Source organism: Croceivirga radicis, assembly GCF_002072105.2.
Taxonomy (GTDB): Bacteria; Bacteroidota; Bacteroidia; order Flavobacteriales; family Flavobacteriaceae; genus Croceivirga; species Croceivirga radicis.
The window spans coordinates 56,735-74,678 of sequence record NZ_MTBC01000013.1; the positions used below are offsets into that span (position 1 = coordinate 56,735).

The following is a 17,944-nucleotide window of genomic DNA, read 5'->3' on the forward strand; positions in this document are numbered from 1 at the left end:
CTAATTTTAATGCTGGCAAAAATACGGGTATTCCTTTAAAGCAAGAAGTTTTAGGCGTTAAGGGCCGTTAAAAAATAGTATATTTGCCCACTGCAAAAACAGGGGACACAGGTGATACAATTGCACGATAAGTTTTTTAAGCCGTATTTGAGCGAGGCTCAGATACTCAATGCCGTAGAGAAAATGGCACTTGCCATTGCGGAAGATTATAAAGATGAAGTGCCTTTGTTCGTTGGTGTGCTCAACGGTTCGTTCATGTTTGTCTCAGATTTTTTAAAGGCTTACCCTTATCCATGTGAGGTGTCTTTTGTAAAGCTGAGTTCCTACCAAGGCCTTACCTCTACAGGGATAGTAGAAACCCTTTTGGATGTTTCTGAAGATATAGCGGGTAAGAGCGTAATTATCTTGGAAGACATAATTGATACAGGCCGTACGTTACAGCAATTGGTGCATTTATTTTCTAATACCAACGTAAAGGAATTTAAGATTGCCTCTTTGTTTTATAAGTCCGAAATCTATAATGGCGAATATGCGATAGATTATTTTGGAATGGATATACCCAACAATTTTATTGTTGGTTATGGGTTGGATTATAACGAACTGGGCAGAAACCTAAGAGAAGTATACACATTAAACCAAACTGATATGATCAACTTAGTACTTTTTGGAAAACCTGGTGCAGGGAAGGGTACACAAGCAGGATTTTTAAAGGAAAAGTATAATCTAAAACACATTTCTACTGGAGATGTCTTTAGATACAACATTAAAAATGCTACGGAATTAGGCACACTTGCTAAGTCTTTTATAGATAAGGGCGAATTGGTACCAGACGAGGTTACCATTAATATGCTCAAGGATGAGGTAGAAAAAAATCCGGATGCAGCAGGATTTATCTTTGATGGTTTTCCAAGAACTACGGCACAAGCAGAAGCTTTGGACAACTTTTTGGAGTCTAAAGACATGAAAGTAGATGCTACCATAGCCTTAGAAGCAGAAGACGATATTTTGGTGCAACGTTTATTGGAGCGCGGTAAGGTTAGCGGCAGAACAGATGATCAAGATGAGTCCAAAATACGTAACCGATTTGACGAGTACAATGAAAAAACAGCGCCATTAAAGGCTTACTATGAGGCGCAGGGTAAATTCCATTCCGTGAACGGAATAGGAGAAATAGAAGCTATTACAGAGCGTATAAAAACGGTAATAGAATCGCTTTAAAAATAGGGCAGTAGTTAGTTAAGTTATGACCGAAGGGAATTTTGTTGATTACGTAAAAGTACATGTTAACTCTGGCAAAGGTGGCCAGGGGTCAACGCATTTACGTAGAGAAAAGTTCGTGGCCAAGGGTGGCCCGGATGGCGGTGATGGTGGTCGTGGAGGTCATGTTATAATCAAGGGGAACAAAAACCTCTGGACGCTGGTACACTACAAATTTAAAAAACACTTTAAAGCAGGGCACGGAGAACACGGTAGTAGACAACGTAGTACCGGTGCAGACGGTGCAGATGTCTATCTAGAAGTGCCTTTGGGTACCGTGGTTAGAGATACGGAGTCTAACGCCATTCTTTTTGAGATTACGGAAGATGGAGAAGAAAAAATCCTTGCAAAAGGAGGGTTAGGCGGGCGCGGTAACTGGCATTTTAAAAGTGCAACCAACCAAACCCCGCGTTACGCGCAGCCGGGTTTGCCGGGAGAAGAAAAGCAGTTGACCTTAGAATTAAAAGTGTTGGCAGATGTTGGTTTGGTAGGGTTTCCCAATGCAGGTAAATCTACCTTACTTTCCGTAATAACATCGGCGAAACCAAAAATAGCCGACTATGAATTTACTACGCTAAAACCCAATTTGGGTATTGTGGAGTATCGTGACTTCCAAAGTTTTGTTATGGCAGATATTCCAGGAATCATAGAGGGTGCCGCGGAAGGTAAAGGTTTGGGACATTACTTTTTAAGACACATAGAACGCAACGCAACCTTATTGTTTTTAATTCCTGCGGATAGTAAGGACGTATCCAAAGAATACCAAATACTTTTGGACGAGTTAAGAAGATACAATCCAGAGTTATTGGACAAACAACGTTTGGTAGCTATTTCTAAGGCAGATATGTTAGATGATGAGCTAATCAATGAAATGGACAGCTTAATGAAAGAAGATTTTAAAGATGTGGAATACATTTTTATTTCTTCCGTTGCTCAAAAAGGAATTCAAGAGCTCAAAGATAAGTTGTGGGTCATGCTTAACAATTAATAACATTTCGTAGTATTTAAACCGCTACTTTATTTGTAATTTGTCTTTAAAAGACGGTTATGAAACGGTTACTTCTGCTTTTATTTTTGGTTGCTTTTGCTTCTTGTATGGGTACACGGGTAGTTTATGATTATGATAAAGCCGTGAACTTTAACAACTATGTAAAATATAGCTATTATCCGGAATTAAACTCTGGCCTTACCCAATTAGATGAAAAAAGACTTTTACGGGTATTGGATTCTACCTTACTTACAAAAGGGTTTATCCTGGACGAAGAACCTGATTTTTACGTAAATATTACAAGTAATGCGTACAGGTCTCAACCACAAAACAATGTTGGTGTTGGTGTTGGGGGTACGGGTAGAAACGTAGGTGGCGGTATATCTATTGGGCTGCCCATAGGTAACTCAGGAATGCAACGTAGCATACAGTTCGATTTTGTAGACGTAGCCAAAGACCAGTTGTTTTGGCAGGCTATTGCAGAACAATCTTTTAGAGATAATGCATCACCTTCCGTTAGGGAACAACAACTAAAAGCGGTGGTAGACAAGGTCTTTAAAAAGTTTCCGCCTTACACCAAATAATTTCCCGTTCACTAGTTTAAAATTACCGCTGCCCATAAATACATAGGGTAAATCTTAACTTTCTAGTACTTTTAATTTTAGATAGTAGGTAACAAATCAATTATTTTGCCTACTCATATTCACAATCAATTAAAAGGAAAACTATGAACACAATCAAAAAGCAAGCAGTAATGGCACTGTTTTGTATGCTTGGCGCGTTTAGCGTAGCCGCACAAGACATTGCAGGTAGCTGGAAGGGAAATTTAAAGGTACAGGGTACGGAATTACCTTTAATTTTTAACATTACAAATGCTTCTGGTGAACTATCCAGTACCATGGATAGTCCTACACAAGGCGCAACGGGCATTCCAATGGACGTGACCACTTTAAATGAAAAAGAACTAACAATAGAATTTAAACAAGGAGGCATAAAGTATGTAGGGATATGGAGCGCAAGCAGCATTAACGGTACTTTTTACCAAGGCGGTATGGAACTTCCTTTAACACTTATGAAAACAGAAAAAACAATTCCTGGCAATCCGGATTTAGTAAGTTCGGAGGCCGATTTACAACAATTGCAAGCCTTGGATAAAGGTGATTATAAATACAGTGTAGAAGATTATTTTGCAAGACCCAAAGCTTCTACTTTTCGCTTTTCACCAGACGGCAAGTATATGTCTTACATGGAAAAGGACGATAGGGGTAAACGCCATGTAATGGTTAAAAATGTAGCCACCGGCGATGTTAAGATGGCCGTTGAGGAAAAGGAAGAGCTAATTAGGGGTTATGCGTGGTTAAATAACAATCGTTTAGCCTATTTAATGGATAAAGGTGGGGACGAAAATTACCATGTGTATGCCGCCAATCTAGATGGCAGTAATACTATGGACCTAACTCCTTTTGAAGGGGTCAAGGCAGAGTTTTCTAATTTGTTGAAAGAAGACAAAAACCACATTATTGTTTCTATGAACAAAAACAACCCACAAGTTTTTGAACCATTTAAGGTGAATATAGAAACTGGGGCTTTGGAGCAATTGTTTAAGAACGAAGACCCGCAAAACCCAATTATGGGGTACGATTTTGATAAGGATGGAAATCTTAAGGGCTATGCTAAAATGGTAAATGGGGTAGATATGCAGTATTATTATGCAGATGGTAATGGCGGTTATGCCTTATTTAAAGAGCTAAACTGGAAAGATACTTTTTCTGTTTTGGCTTTTGACTATGCTACGGACAACCCAGATGATGCCTATGTACTTACCAACTTGGAGAGCGATAAGACCAAAATTATAAAGTTCGATTTTAAGACGGGTAAAACCTTGGAAGAGGTATACCAACATCCAGATTATGATGTTTCCAATTTGTCTATTTCTAAAAAACGCGGGTATGAGTTAGACTATGTTGCTTATGAGGGAGATAAGTACCAGCTAGTACCTATTAGTGCGTCTTTTAAAAAACTACACAAACGCATTGCTCAAAAATTTCCGAATCAACAGTTCTACCTCACAGATGCTACAGAAGATGAAAATCAGGTGTTGTTATATATTACAAGTGATAAGTTGTATGGCGAATACTACGCTTATAATGTAGCTAAAGACGAGTTTACCTTTCTGTTCGATTTAATGCCGCAGCTTAAGGAAGAAGACATGGCAGAAATGCGGCCAATAACGTTTAAAAGTAGGGACGGTAAAACCATACATGGCTATATTACCTTGCCCAAAGCAGCTTTGGAAGGCCAAAAAGTTCCGGTAATAGTAAACCCACATGGTGGCCCACAAGGTATTAGAGATAGTTGGGGCTTTAATCCAGAAGCTCAGTTATTTGCTAGTAGAGGTTACGCTACTTTACAAGTTAATTTTAGAATTTCTGGAGGTTACGGTAGAGAATTTTTAGAGTCTGGCTTTAAGCAAATTGGTAGAAAAGCTATGGACGATGTAGAAGATGGCTTACAGTATGTGGTAGACCAAGGCTGGGTAGATAAGGATAAGGCAGCCATTTATGGCGGTAGCCATGGTGGTTATGCGGTACTGCGTGGGTTAACCAAAACACCAGACTTGTATGCCTGCGGTGTAGATTATGTGGGGGTGTCTAATCTGTTTACGTTCATGGATTCTTTTCCAGAATACTGGAAACCGTATTTGGAAATTGTACAAGAGATTTGGTACGACCCTAATGTTCCAGAAGAAAAGAAAATTATGGAAGAGGTTTCTCCCGTAAATCATATAGATAAAATTAAAAAGCCCTTATTTGTAGTGCAAGGGGCCAATGACCCTAGGGTTAATATTAACGAATCTGACCAAATTGTAGAAGGGCTGCGGGCCAAGGGGCAAGCAGTACCTTATATGGTAAAGTATGATGAAGGTCACGGGTTTGGCAAAGAAGAAAACCGTATAGAATTGTACAAAGCTATGATGGGCTTTTTTGCAGAACATTTAAATACCCAACAACCCGTTAAAAAAGCGGTAAAAGGCTAGTAAATACGGTCGTTTTAAAGAATTTAAGGGAGCTTCGGCTCCCTTTTTTGTTTCGTAAAGTGCTTGATTTTCAATTGGGTAATATTTGTTTACCGTTCGGGCAAGGGAACTTACCATTCGTCATAATTTAGTTTCAAAACCATCATTAGGGTAGTAGTTTAGCTGTATAAATAAAAACGAACAGCATGGTAACGGTTATCAAATTAATAGTAAGTCTTTTAGTAGGCCTATTTATGTAAATCATCAATCACAATTCAATTATCAATCAAAAATCAATTATCAATCAAAAATCAATTATCAATCATCAAAAAACAACAATCATGAAAACAATGGACATCACAAAGAAAACAGTGTTAGGTGTAGGTAGTTTAGCTATCCTTTCAGGAACATTCGGAATTTTTGCCGGTGTGGCAACAATGACAATTGCGTTTGCAATTTACACCGGTTGTATACTAATTGGCAGTGTAGTATTGCACAAAGAAGGTACAACTAATTATACAAAAGCGTAGTTTATGAAATTAACCATCAACCAATCCTTACTACTGGCAGCTGCCATTTTATTGGCAGCTGTTTTACTTTCTAATGTAGCCAACAATGAACTTATTATTAGTTCTGTAATGCTTTTAGGTGGTATAGGTACACTGGTATATACTTTTTTTAAAGACAAAAGGGCGTTACATTGCCTATTCACAAAAGGGAATATCTTTCGTAAGATTTTAGTGATAATCGCTTTGGCAGCCTTGTGCTTTGGCGTTGGTACGGCAGTAGGTAAAGTTGCCTATCTTTGGATAGGATAATTAGAAAACGGTAACTCATATACATGGCAAAAAGCGTTTGGAATAGGTATAGAAACCTTTTGTTTTGGAGCATTCAAGTAATTTCTTGGGGTGCTATTTTAGGTTTTGCCTATGTGTTTACACCAGATGTAGACGGGTTTAAATCTTCTGGTTTTTTAAAATTTTCTTTAGCAACAAGCTTTGTAATTGGCCTGTTTTGTACCGGATTGCTTAGAGCTTATTTAAAGCGAAAAATTGAACTCAACGATTTTAAAAAGCGCTACTGGCTCTGGATATTTATAAGCGTTATAGTTTGTGCTGCCGCTTATGCGTTACTTTCTTACGCTGCGGGCTATTTATCGCATCAGTTTTTTGAATCTGATGTGACTAAAGTTCCGGATATCTACAAAAATGCCGGTTGGGGCGTAATTATTGCCAATTCTTTTATCACCATTTTAGGTTGGACCATGCTCTACTTTGCTATTAAGTTGATGCTCAAATCTAACCAAGACCATTTAGAACGTACAGAGCTCAACAGCAATTTAAAACAAGCGCAGTTAAATACCCTTAAAGGACAAATTAATCCGCATTTTATGTTCAATAGTTTAAATAACATAAGGGGATTAATGCTAGAAGATGTAGAACGTTCTAGGGATATGATTACCAAATTGTCCGAGATGCTCCGGTATTCTTTGACCCAAAATGCCAAAAACTCAATTGCGTTAGAAGAAGAACTAGAAATGGTGGCTAATTACATCGATTTGTCTAAAATACAGTTTGAAGAACGTTTGCAATTCGTGACTAACATAGCACCAGAAACCAAGAGTTTGCAAATACCTCCAATGATTATTCAATTGCTGGTAGAGAATGCGGCAAAACACGGTATTTCTAATTTAAAAAACGGCGGTACCATCGCCCTAAAAACGAAAAAAGAAGCTACTGATTTGCTTATAGAGGTGCGTAATTCTGGAAAGTTACAATTGGCAAAAGATGGCACCCATTTGGGACTTAAAAATATTAGGCAGCGCTTACAATTGCTGTATGGCGCCAAAGCCAGTTTTTCGCTTACGGAAGAAGGAGATGAGGTAGTGGCTTTAATAAAAATTCCTTTGGTATGATGATAAAAGCGGTCATTGTAGAAGATTCTCGTTTGGCACGAAATGAGCTTAAAGAGTTGTTGAAAAAACACAAGGATATTGAGCTTTTGGGCGAAGCTGAAAATGTGGACCAAGGTTTTGAATTGATAAAAGAAACCAACCCAGATTTACTGTTTTTGGATATTAACATGCCAGAAAAAGATGGGTTTGAGTTGTTGGAAATGTTGGATGAGGTGCCCATCACCATTTTTACGACTGCCTTTGATGAGTATGCTATTAAATCTTTTGAATACAATGCACTTGATTATCTTTTAAAACCCATAAATCAAAAACGGTTTGATAAGAGCATTGAAAAGGTGCAGGGCACTTTACAAGAAACACAGAACGGTGTAACAACTAACGCGCCTGAGGCACGCTTGCATTTGCAAAGTCAGATTTTTATAAAAGATGGCGAAAAATGCTGGCTATTGAAAATTGGAGAAATATCGCATTTTGAAATAGTGGGCAATTATACCCGCGTGTTTTTTCAGGACCAAAAACCAATGCTATATAAATCTTTGCAACAAGTGGAAGATAAGCTGCCACAAGAGCAATTTTTTAGGGTAAGCAGGCAGCAAATTGTAAATATTGGTTTTATAAAGGAGGTAATTCCGTGGTTTAATGGCAAACTAAAGCTAAGCATGCAAAATGGAGACGAGATAGAAGTATCACGCCGCCAATCGTATTTGTTTAAAGACAAATTAAGCCTGTAATTACATGCTTTTTAAGAGCCCCCCGTCTAACGGAATGTTGGTGCCCGTTAAAAAAGCGGCCTTATCTGATGCTAAAAAAGTAACCAAGAAACCATATTCTTCTGGCTTGCCAATACGCTTTACGGGAACCATATCCTCCATAGTACGGCGCACTTCTTCTTGAGAAACATTCATCTTTTCTGCTTTTTTAGCATTTAATTGGGCTATACGGTCCGTATCAAAATACCCGGTAAGGATGTTGTTTACGGTTATACCAAACTGGCCAACATCTAAAGATAAACCTTTGGCCCATGTGGTCACGGCCGCCCGTACCGTATTGCTCAAGGCCAAATAGTTTAGCGGCTCTTTTACAGATATAGAGGCCACATTAATAATACGCCCCCAACCATTTTCTTGCATTTTGGGCAACGCCTTCTCCGTAGTGTAGACTACGGTTTTAAATAACAAATCAAATGCCTGTTGGTAATCGGCTACCGTTTTTTCCAGTGCGCCACCTGCGGCAGGGCCCTGCGTATTGTTTACCAGAATGTCTACGGTGTTTTGTTCAAAATAGGCGTTTATAATGCGCTTGTAATTCTCAAAATCGGTAAAATCTACTAAAAGATATTGGTGTTGTTGTCCTTGGTCTGTGGGCAGCTCTTTTAAAATTGCCAAAAGTTTTTCAACCCGATGAGACATTAGGGTTACACTAGCTCCACTTGCGGCTAATTCTTTGGCAATAGCCAAACCAATACCGTTAGAGCTACCACCTACCAATGCTTTTTTCCCTTTAACTGATACTTCCATACGCTTATTTATAATCTTCCCTAACTGGGGTAAATACATCCATGAGTTTGCAAGGGGTTATGGCTTTGCCCCCATGCGGTACATTAGAAGGGATAACCACTACATCTCCTGCAACATAGGTTTTGCTTTCACCGTTTAAGCTAAATTCAAATTGGCCTGTTACCACATGCATAATTTGTTCGTGAATATGATGGTGTTCTGGCACTATTGCACCGGCTTCTACCTCCCAGAAGGCCCAGCTCAACGCATCGCCATGAATTAATTTACCATGTAGGCCCGGTAGTATTTCTTTAGCTGTTATGTCTTTTAAGTTCATTTTGGTGTTATTTAGCCATCAAGATAAAAATAATCCTAAGACGCATTGGTTATCTTTGGGCTATAATTACAAGGCAATGAAAATACATTTTATCGCTATTGGGGGCAGTGCTATGCACAATCTAGCTTTGGCCCTACAGCATAAAGGATACCAGATAACAGGAAGTGACGATATCATCTATGAACCCTCTAAAAGTAGGTTAGAAAACAAGGGATTGCTACCCTTGGAATTTGGATGGTACCCAGAAAAAATAACCGAATCTTTAGACGCGGTAATCTTAGGAATGCATGCCAAACCAGATAATCCAGAGTTGTTGCGTGCCAAGGAATTGGGGATTACCATTTATTCTTATCCAGAATTTTTATATGAACAGTCTAAAGACAAAACTCGAGTAGTTATAGGCGGTAGTCATGGTAAGACCACCATCACTTCTATGATTTTACACGTATTGGCGTATAATAATATAGCGGTAGATTACATGGTAGGAGCGCAGTTGGAGGGGTTTGATAGAATGGTGCATTTAACTACAGAAAATGATTTTATAGTGTTAGAGGGCGATGAATATTTGTCTTCGCCCATAGATAGGCGCCCTAAATTTCATTTATACCAACCCAATATTGCCCTACTGTCTGGCATAGCTTGGGACCACATTAATGTTTTTCCTACTTACGAAAACTATGTAGAGCAATTCAAGATTTTTGTAGATGGCATTGTAAGTGGAGGTAGTATTACGTACAATACGGAAGATACAGCGGTAAAGGAAGTTGTAGAAGCTTCTGAAAATACCATTCGTAAATTTCCCTATGAAACACCAGAATATACAGTAGCGGATGGCACAACGTACTTAGAGACAGAAGATGGCCCCATGCCGTTAGAAATATTTGGGCAGCATAACTTAAACAATCTTGCGGGTGCCAAATGGATCTGCCAACAAATGGGGGTGGATGAGGTGGATTTTTACGAGGCTATCTCAACATTTAAAGGAGCCAGCAAGCGTCTAGAAAAAATAGGGGAAAATAAAAATGCGGTAGCTTTTAAAGACTTTGCCCACTCCCCTAGTAAGGTAATGGCCACTACCAACGCGCTAAAAGAACAGTACCCCAATAAAAAGGTGCTGGCTTGCCTAGAATTGCATACCTATAGTAGTCTAAATTCCGAATTTTTAAAGGAATACAATGGTGCCTTACAAGCAGCAGACGAAGCGGTGGTTTTTTATTCACCAGAAGCGGTAAAAATAAAACAGTTAGAAGAAGTTTCTGAACAAGATATTGCAGCTGCTTTTGAGCGCGAAGATTTGGCTATCTATACCGATCCAGCGGATTTTAAAGAATTCCTATTTTCCCATTCCATGGAAAATATGGCGTTATTGCTCATGAGTTCTGGAAATTACGGCGGTTTGGATTTTAAAGAGGTTGCTAAACTATTTTAAAAAATAAAACCCGTTCCTGATGACTCTTTCGGAACGGGTTTTAACGTTTAAAGAACTGCATTTTAAACGTTATAATTAATGTCGCCAATCTTGTTTTTGCCAACTTCGGTCTGTTCCATGCGTTTGTATAAAATATAACTTACTAGAAGCGGAATTAGACAGAGCACTGCAGAAGCCCCGTTACCGTAATTAGATACTAGATGGGCAATAAAACCTAGGATAAGGTTTAAAAAGAAGCCGGCATAGACCCATTCTATAAACCATTGTCCTTTGTTTAGGATTAAAAGCAATACCCCAATTACCTGCGCTACACCTAGAATTTCTATTAAATAGGAAGGGTAGCCCAGTTTTAAGAACGTTTCTGCCACAGTACTGTAGTTTACTATAGAGTTTGCTACCGCACCTAATATGGCCAAACAAAATATTCCTAGACTAATACGATACATTGTTTTATTACTATTCATAACAATACGATTTGGTGCTCTTAAAGTACAATGCTCAATGCTTATGTAATGCCCAATATAGTTGTGATTTAGGTATGTAACGTTCAAGTGTAAAAAAGGTAGGGTTAACGGTATTTTTTCTATTCCAATGTCTTTTTTAAAAGCTGCAAACCCCTGGCGTTTAATTGCTGCATTTGCTTTTTTGTTCCAAATAGCCACATAAAGATGGCGTTCATGGTTCCTGATTTTAGCTCAAATTGTTGAATAACCTTAGTGGTATTACCTACGGGTACAAATAGATAGGTAAATTGGGGTGCTGCCGTATAGGGTTTTTCTATAGTACATTTAAATACCAGCTTGGCTTGTTCTTCAATAACTATTAATTCTTGGTAACCTACATCTTTACCCTGGTTGCCAACCCAGTGGTATTGTGCCCCTATAGTACCATCTGTACCGGTTACGGTTATCTTTTGGTTAGGGTCTATCTCTAAAAACGGGCTCCACTCTGGGAACTTTTCTAAATACCGTACCTGATTAAATACCCGGTCTAAAGGAGCCTGTATGGTAATACTGTTTTCTAAATAGATTTGTTTGGTAGTGTTAGCGGCTATTAGTACACTAATGATACCTGCTACTAAAACGGCGATTAGGATATACATCATCTTCTTCATTTTTAATCCTGCATTGGAATTATAGTCCTTATTTCTACAAAGCCACCCATTTGTAGTATGGGAGATTTTTGGGCTAAAGCACAAGCTTCTTCCATAGAATTGGCTTTAATTACCATGTTGCCGCCAATTATTTCTTTGGATGCTATACTGCTATTTGGGCTATGGCCCACATATTGTACGGGTTGCCCTAGTTGATGGGTACTCACTAATTTTTCTTTTAGGGCGATGGTGCCTATAAATTCACCCCAAGCATGGGCCACTGTTGCTTCTTCTCCCTTGGATAATTTTACCGCATCTGGTTGATACTTAAAAAGCATCATAAATAAAGTCTCGTTTTTCATTTGATTGTTTTTAAATGATTACGAGCCAAAACTAAAAGAGCATAAACAGAAAAAACTTGTCATAAGACAAGAAAGCAAATTAGGCTGGGTGGTTGGCTAAGCTAATTGGCGGTAAAACTTCTGAGCGTAGAGGTAATTTGAAGTATTCTAATACTATAGAAAATTGGGGTTCCAAGAAGATTAACTGGTTTTTTTTAGGCTTTAATTTTCATTCTGTTTTTGGTTGGTAGTGTTTTCTAAGAAACCCAAGTTTCTTTGATTTTATCAATTTTCCAGCTACCATTTTCATCTTTACGAATAAAAATACGGCAACCTCCTCCATTCAAACGTCCTTTTACAAAACTAGCATTTAAAACACCGTAGGTTTTTGTTTTGTCAAATAAAATTCGGGTAAATGACATTGAACCGCTAAAGTTGAATTTGTATGTAGTGGTCCAAAATGCTCCGTTTTTAGGAAATTGAGAGATGGGTCTGAAAAGTAATAGCTCATTGTTGGACTTTAGATTGGCAAAGTTTACTTTAAACCCATTGTGTGATTTAAAATTTAAAGTGTCCACAACAAGTTTTTGCTCTTTAAAATGATTAATTAATGCTTGTGCGTCTTCTTTTTCAAATTGGATTATGGAATCGGGAAAAGCTATAGTTATTTCGGTAGTGGTATTTAGAATCGAATCCTGTCTGTTCTGCAGTAGATTTGCTTTTTCTTGATAGTCATCAGATTTTTTCCAATTCTCAAATGCATTGTCATAGTTATCTACGGCGTTAAAACCTAGTTTGGTCAAATATTCTGGTGGGGGAGGTGGTGGTGTTGCAATGATACGAGTATCTGTATGCAGCATGTCCGAAAGTTCTGGAAACAACTCATAAAACACTTTTTGTTCAAATTCTGAATAGGATGGTTCCTTTTTCTTTTCACAAGTATAAAATGCGATAGAAGCCAAGCTTAACAACAGTATTTTTCGAAGTTTGATCATTAGTGGTATAAAAGTTCTGGTTTTATGTAGTTACTTGCTTTGGTGTCTAATTTTACATATACTCACCAAACTTAAAATCCGGAATATCTTACGTTGAGAAATATGTGTCGAAATTGAACTAAAAGAATCTGTTTATCACCTCAGTTCTTTGTTGTGCTTTCGTGCTTTTTATTGTATTAATTCCACATTCTTAAGTTTCTCAATCGAATCACTAAAGTTTAATTGCCCTGAAAAGACCAAGATCTCATTTCCTACTCGATTTGACGCTGATTGTGATAAGCTATATCTAAGTCTTTGCTGGTTGTCGTAGAGGTTTAGAATAAAGTCATTATTATCATAGGAAACAAGCCATTTGTGATTTATCTTTTCAACTTGGCGAGCAAGAATTTCATGGTCTCTCTTTTTGAAGTAATTCATATACAAATCTGCTCCTTTGTGTACGTAAGGCGGGTCAAGGTAGATAAAAGTGTTTTGGCTTTTTTTATCTAAGTTTTTTATAAACCGGATTCCATCAAGGTTGCTAAGTCTAATTCTGTGTTTGAATTTGTCAATTCTTTCAATTCTCCTAATGAGGTCTGATTTGTTAAACCTAGCGTTGATTTTGTATTTTCCTTTTTGTTCAAGCCCACCAATTGGGCCACCCTTGATAATTCCTGAAATGTTAGTTCTATTAAGAAAGAACACTGCTTGTCCTAGTTCAAATTGGCTGAATTTATCTGGATTTTTTTGAACCGATTTGAAATATTTCCAATTCTCTATGTCTATTTCGACATCTTCAACCCAATCGCAAAATCTTTGATTTGATTCTAAGATTGAATGCCAAAATGAAAAAATCGAATAATCGTAGTCATTAATAAATATTTCATTTACGTATTCATTAAACAGTAACTTGAGTGCTAGTCCTGAACCACCTGCATAAGGTTCAGCATAGTTCACTCCGAGAAGGTTGTTTTCATAGAAAAGATTAGAAATGAAAGGAAATATACAGGCTTTACCACCTGGATACCTTAAGGGAGATTCAAATTTGCTATGTCTTTCACTATCTTCCATGCGTGATTGTTAAAATTTCACCAACTATGATAGATACTGCGATAGTTTGGTTAAGGTTATTACCAGCTTGATAGTTATGTGCTCCAATATGTAGCAGTTGAATAAGTGTTCCTTCGCTTACATTTTGAGTAGATAAAGTTGTCTTGGCATCTTTGTCTAAATTCTTTTTGGCGTTATTAAAATTTGCTTTGAGATATTTATCTAAAGTCTGTCCACTATCATTGGCCGCAGTTTCACAAAGCAATCTCAGAGCCATACGCACCAAGCTTGGGAAATACTGACTAAATGTGTCTTTTTTATGTTGATAGAATGCATATAAGTCAACTATATCCCTGTAAAGGTCGCTAACTTGTCCTGATTTTAAGTATAGTTTACCATTGAAGATTTCAGGCTCTTGTCTCTTTGTTCTTGGTGCTTGTTTCTTCTTTGGTGTAGTTGTGGTACCTGACGCGTTTACTTGAATTTTTGATAATGGTTTTTTCTTATTTGCATCAATTAGACTTCTTGAAGATTTGTCCAATACGTCTATTATTTTGCCCCGATTTTTTCTTGTAGTTATCGTCTTAGAAGCAACCTTACTAGATATATCGTCTAATATTGTTTTCGCTTCATATTTAGTGTGTTTACTCTCTAAGTCGTCCTGATTAAACTCGAAGCCCATTTCTTTGAGTTTTTCTTTAGTGAAAATCTCATTTTTAACGAAAACTTGATTTAAGTGAGGGTTCTTTGAAATAATGCCTGTTGATTCATCAATTTTTAAGAAGGTGCTTTTTGGTCCATTCATATACTTGTTTATGAAAATATCTCTATCCAAAGGTGACCAAGAACCCGAGTCGCCATGTTTTCTGAAAACATTCTTTATCGCAATGTCTTTATCGCACACATTACATGGTATTATCTTTGGAATATGAGGTATTTTCGTTTTATCAAAGTCTGGAAGTTTGACTAAGTCATGTTTTAATTTTGCTAATATCATTCTTCTATTGCCGTCATAAACAAGAGGCTTTTTCCCATGATAAACTACGGTCGGTAACTCACTGAAATCATAGAAATCCTTCATTTCCTTGGCCAATTTTTGCAAATTCCATTTATCGTGTTCGTCCTTCCATGCCCTATCGGCTACATCTTGGTCGTTACTTTTTGGGTCAATTGGGTCTCTCGGGTTTTCGGTCCAAAGAACTAAGTCTTCTATTTTGATTTCTTCAATTTTTTGACTCATGTCTAAATTTTTATGTTTTTCTCGCAAGAAGCACAACAACCAAATAGCCGTTAGTTATATAGCGCATATCTGTTTGGTATAAAACTACTAAAATTTATGTTGGCAAACGCTCCTTTTTTTAGCTACGGTTTTGATACATCAATTGTAGTATCCCACTTCAATAGTTTTTTGTAAATAGTAACATGTAGAAAAATAATGGTAGCTGGGGCAAAGGCGGGGATAAAACAGTAGGGGAAGGTGGTAAGAATATCCACCCCCATGCTACCCGTTTCTATATTCCATTTGGTCAGTAACACCGCCGTAAAAGAGGTAGCAAGTATATCTAACAGGCCAAAGGTGTTCCAAATCCAAGTTAAGCGCTTGGCATAACTTTTCTTTTGTCTTATGGTGCTAGCTACATAAAGGGAACTCAATGCGGTTATAATATCTCCCGTACCAGCAATAAGCGCAAACGTCTTGGGTAGGGTATTTAAGGCCCAAAGCACAAGAAAAAAACCTCCAATTAATCTAAATAGATGCAATTGTACCCAAGCAGCTAAGGGTGTGTTCTGTACTAGGTTTTTATAAAATGTAGTTTGATGGATTACTATAAGGTAAAAAGCTAAAAGCGGTAGGGTAGTTAATACAATGATTCTGGGAGGTAAGCTTACCGCATTAAAATACCCGTTGTATTGTAGTAGGAGCACGCCCAATAGAAAAAAGAGATAAAACAACAGTACCAATACGCTATTGATGTTACTACTATACTGGCGTACCAGCTGCACAATTAAGATTAGCGGAGCCAAAAACGCAATTAAAAATAAAATACTTAGCCCCAACGGCACTTGGTCTGTAATCATGGTCAAGGTGATTTTGCTATTTCTTTTCTAATTCTACTTAAAGACGTATCCGTAATACCTAGATAGGTTGCCAAATGTTTTAAGGGGGCATGTTGCAGCAACGCTGGTTCCTGCTGCATTAAACGCAAATACCTATCCTTTGCGGGTTCTGCAATTACTGCTAGGGAATGGTTTTTAAGCTCAAAATAGCTGTTGACTAATCGGGTGCGACCCACTTCTCTAAAGGCTTCAATATGAAATAACTTCATAAAATTGGTGAAGGTAATACGCCACGCTTTGCCTTCAGTAAGTGCTACTATGCGCTCTTTACAGGGCTGTTTTAAAAAGTAGGCATTCCAGTCGATTACAATATCCAGTGGGCAGAAAAATTTGGTGGTAATATCATTGCCGTGTGTATCGTAAATGGAAGACCGTAAATAACCGCTTTCCAAGAAATAATAGTAATTGGCGATTTTACCACTTTCAATCAAGGTGTCATTTTTAGCAAAGTCGACTTCCGTAAATTGTTCGGTGATAAGTTGTAAATCTGCTACTGAAAAATTCTCGGGTTTAAAAATTTGATGCAAGAAACAACTGCTATCCATTTACACGCCAAATTGTTTAAAATGGTGGTCTAAATGTTTGTACTCTAATTGTCCCCATTGGTCTTTGGTAAAGGTGCCAAAAAATGGGTGCGGATTCCATGTTTCTCTTGTTTTTACCTCGTGGCAATCGGTTATAAGTGCTTTTAGTTTTTCAATTTCGGTAGTAAAATCTTTTTCTTCCCTAGCAACCAATTGGGGTGCGGTTGGCAGGTTTTTACGCCAGGGTCTATCATTATATAACGATTTTTTAAAAAACCACCTTGCCAAAAAAAACTTACCGTTTACCTTTGTTTTTTTATTCGTTACCGCTAGTTGTAACGGGTATTGGCAATGCCAAGCCATTTGTGCGGCACTCATTTTGCCCCAACCGCGTGGCGAATCTGGGGTGAGTTTATCGGCTCTTGCCATTAGTTCTTCGTAAGCTTCGGTATCAAAAATAGATTTCATAAGGTGCTTGTATTTAGTGCTTCAAATTACAAAATAGCGATAAATTATCTGGGCAAAAATTAAATTTCGGTTATATTTAGCCCATGCAAGAAAAAGCACGATCGTTTTCCATAAAACACTGGTCAGACGATGATAAGCCTAGAGAAAAATTAGTAGCAAAAGGCAGAACGGCCCTTTCAGATGCGGAACTTATTGCCATACTTATTGGTTCTGGAAGTAGGGAAGAGTCTGCCGTAGAATTGTCTAAACGTATATTGGCTGCTGCGGATAACAATTTAAACGAACTGGGAAAACTCAGTATAAAACAGTTAATGCAATTTAAAGGTATTGGCGAAGCTAAGGCTATTAGTATTGCTGCGGCCTTGGAAATTGGCCGTAGGCGTAGGGGAGAAGCGGCGGCAAAAATTACCAAAATTACCTGCAGTAAAGATGTTTTTGATTTGTTACAACCGTTACTGGGCGATTTACCCCACGAGGAATTTTGGATTGTTTACCTAAACAACAGTAATAAAGTACTGTTTAAAGAGCAGTTAAGTAAAGGTGGCATTACCGGAACCTTGGTAGATGTACGGTTGGTCATGAAAAATGCTTTGGAGCAAGGTGCTGTAGGCCTTATACTAGCCCACAATCATCCATCAGGGACATTAAAAGCCAGTACGGCGGACAAGCAAATTACCCAAAAATTAAAATCGGCTGCCGAGGTGTTGGACATAAAAGTGCTGGACCACTTAATTATAACCCAAACGGCTTATTTTAGCTTTGCAGATGAGGGGGTGTTGTAATTTAGAATAGGGAGGTGTATGCGTTAATTAAATTAATAATAGTGGATATTTGCTAGTTACGTTACAACATACAACTTATCATCAACCATCAACCATCAACCATCAACCATCAACCATCAACCATCAACCATCAACCATCAACCATCAACCATCAAC

At 37.9% G+C, this 17,944-nt stretch carries 21 protein-coding genes; 10 read left to right on the plus strand and 11 right to left on the minus strand.

Annotation, left to right across the window (positions count from 1 at the left end):
- The first annotated feature begins 111 nt into the window (after positions 1–111).
- The 8 genes from BUL40_RS15300 (at position 112) to BUL40_RS15335 (ending at position 7,907) form a co-directional block, all read left to right on the plus strand.
- Positions 112–1,218, plus strand: coding sequence for an adenylate kinase (locus BUL40_RS15300; protein WP_010519360.1), 1,107 nt, complete (start codon positions 112–114; stop codon positions 1,216–1,218).
- Positions 1,219–1,243: 25 nt separating this feature from the next.
- A complete protein-coding gene (gene obgE, locus BUL40_RS15305; RefSeq protein ID WP_080319944.1) occupies positions 1,244–2,245 on the plus strand; it encodes a GTPase ObgE in 1,002 nt (333 codons plus the stop codon).
- Between the two features lie 59 nt (positions 2,246–2,304).
- Positions 2,305–2,829, plus strand: coding sequence for a DUF4136 domain-containing protein (locus BUL40_RS15310; RefSeq protein WP_080319945.1), 525 nt, complete (start codon positions 2,305–2,307; stop codon positions 2,827–2,829).
- Positions 2,830–2,972: 143 nt separating this feature from the next.
- On the plus strand, positions 2,973–5,282 hold the full coding sequence (locus BUL40_RS15315; RefSeq protein ID WP_080319946.1) for a S9 family peptidase: 2,310 nt from the start codon (positions 2,973–2,975) through the stop codon (positions 5,280–5,282).
- 320 nt (positions 5,283–5,602) lie between these two features.
- A complete protein-coding gene (locus BUL40_RS15320) occupies positions 5,603–5,791 on the plus strand; it encodes a hypothetical protein (RefSeq protein ID WP_080319947.1) in 189 nt (62 codons plus the stop codon).
- Positions 5,792–5,794: 3 nt separating this feature from the next.
- Positions 5,795–6,079: a hypothetical protein gene (locus tag BUL40_RS15325; protein WP_010519365.1), complete on the plus strand. Its 285-nt coding sequence runs from the start codon at positions 5,795–5,797 to the stop codon at positions 6,077–6,079.
- Positions 6,080–6,102: 23 nt separating this feature from the next.
- Positions 6,103–7,176, plus strand: a complete 1,074-nt coding sequence (locus BUL40_RS15330) for a sensor histidine kinase (protein WP_080319948.1) — start codon at positions 6,103–6,105, stop codon at positions 7,174–7,176.
- Complete coding sequence (locus tag BUL40_RS15335; RefSeq protein WP_010519367.1) at positions 7,173–7,907, plus strand: LytR/AlgR family response regulator transcription factor; 735 nt, start codon at positions 7,173–7,175, stop codon at positions 7,905–7,907. Before BUL40_RS15330 ends, BUL40_RS15335 begins: the two co-directional genes overlap by 4 nt.
- Here BUL40_RS15335 and BUL40_RS15340 read toward each other — a convergent pair whose 3' ends face one another.
- Both BUL40_RS15340 and BUL40_RS15345 read right to left on the minus strand, forming a co-directional pair.
- Positions 7,908–8,693 (minus strand): SDR family oxidoreductase, encoded by a 786-nt coding sequence (locus BUL40_RS15340; RefSeq protein ID WP_176465499.1) that lies wholly within the window; start codon positions 8,691–8,693, stop codon positions 7,908–7,910.
- Positions 8,694–8,697: 4 nt separating this feature from the next.
- Positions 8,698–9,009: a cupin domain-containing protein gene (locus tag BUL40_RS15345; protein ID WP_080319950.1), complete on the minus strand. Its 312-nt coding sequence runs from the start codon at positions 9,007–9,009 to the stop codon at positions 8,698–8,700.
- Between the two features lie 76 nt (positions 9,010–9,085).
- Here BUL40_RS15345 and BUL40_RS15350 point away from each other — a divergent pair, with 76 nt between their 5' ends.
- A complete protein-coding gene (locus BUL40_RS15350) occupies positions 9,086–10,438 on the plus strand; it encodes a UDP-N-acetylmuramate--L-alanine ligase (RefSeq protein ID WP_080319962.1) in 1,353 nt (450 codons plus the stop codon).
- 62 nt (positions 10,439–10,500) lie between these two features.
- Here BUL40_RS15350 and BUL40_RS15355 read toward each other — a convergent pair whose 3' ends face one another.
- The 9 genes from BUL40_RS15355 to BUL40_RS15395 form a co-directional block, all read right to left on the minus strand.
- The gene (locus BUL40_RS15355) at positions 10,501–10,902 is read right to left on the minus strand and encodes a DoxX family protein (RefSeq protein ID WP_080319951.1); all 402 of its coding nucleotides are present in this window, start codon (positions 10,900–10,902) and stop codon (positions 10,501–10,503) included.
- A gap of 119 nt (positions 10,903–11,021) precedes the next feature.
- Positions 11,022–11,543 carry an SRPBCC family protein gene (locus BUL40_RS15360; protein ID WP_244901889.1) on the minus strand — a complete coding sequence of 174 codons (522 nt, stop codon included), beginning with the start codon at positions 11,541–11,543 and terminating at the stop codon, positions 11,022–11,024.
- A gap of 11 nt (positions 11,544–11,554) precedes the next feature.
- Positions 11,555–11,893, minus strand: coding sequence for a YciI family protein (locus BUL40_RS15365; protein ID WP_080319952.1), 339 nt, complete (start codon positions 11,891–11,893; stop codon positions 11,555–11,557).
- A gap of 236 nt (positions 11,894–12,129) precedes the next feature.
- Entirely contained in the window at positions 12,130–12,867 is a 738-nt protein-coding gene (locus BUL40_RS15370) for a hypothetical protein (RefSeq protein WP_080319953.1), read from the minus strand.
- A 168-nt stretch (positions 12,868–13,035) separates the two neighbouring features.
- Positions 13,036–13,917, minus strand: a complete 882-nt coding sequence (locus tag BUL40_RS15375) for a DNA adenine methylase (protein WP_080319954.1) — start codon at positions 13,915–13,917, stop codon at positions 13,036–13,038.
- Positions 13,907–15,136 carry a hypothetical protein gene (locus BUL40_RS15380; RefSeq protein WP_080319964.1) on the minus strand — a complete coding sequence of 410 codons (1,230 nt, stop codon included), beginning with the start codon at positions 15,134–15,136 and terminating at the stop codon, positions 13,907–13,909. Before BUL40_RS15380 ends, BUL40_RS15375 begins: the two co-directional genes overlap by 11 nt.
- A 122-nt stretch (positions 15,137–15,258) precedes the next feature.
- Entirely contained in the window at positions 15,259–15,975 is a 717-nt protein-coding gene (locus tag BUL40_RS15385) for a hypothetical protein (protein WP_080319955.1), read from the minus strand.
- Positions 15,976–15,977: 2 nt separating this feature from the next.
- Positions 15,978–16,559, minus strand: coding sequence for a Crp/Fnr family transcriptional regulator (locus BUL40_RS15390; protein ID WP_080319956.1), 582 nt, complete (start codon positions 16,557–16,559; stop codon positions 15,978–15,980).
- The gene (locus BUL40_RS15395; protein ID WP_080319957.1) at positions 16,560–17,006 is read right to left on the minus strand and encodes a DUF1569 domain-containing protein; all 447 of its coding nucleotides are present in this window, start codon (positions 17,004–17,006) and stop codon (positions 16,560–16,562) included.
- 83 nt (positions 17,007–17,089) lie between these two features.
- On the opposite strand from BUL40_RS15395, the gene radC reads away from it, so the two are divergent.
- Positions 17,090–17,788: a RadC family protein gene (radC, locus tag BUL40_RS15400; protein ID WP_080319958.1), complete on the plus strand. Its 699-nt coding sequence runs from the start codon at positions 17,090–17,092 to the stop codon at positions 17,786–17,788.
- The last annotated feature ends 156 nt before the right edge of the window (positions 17,789–17,944 follow it).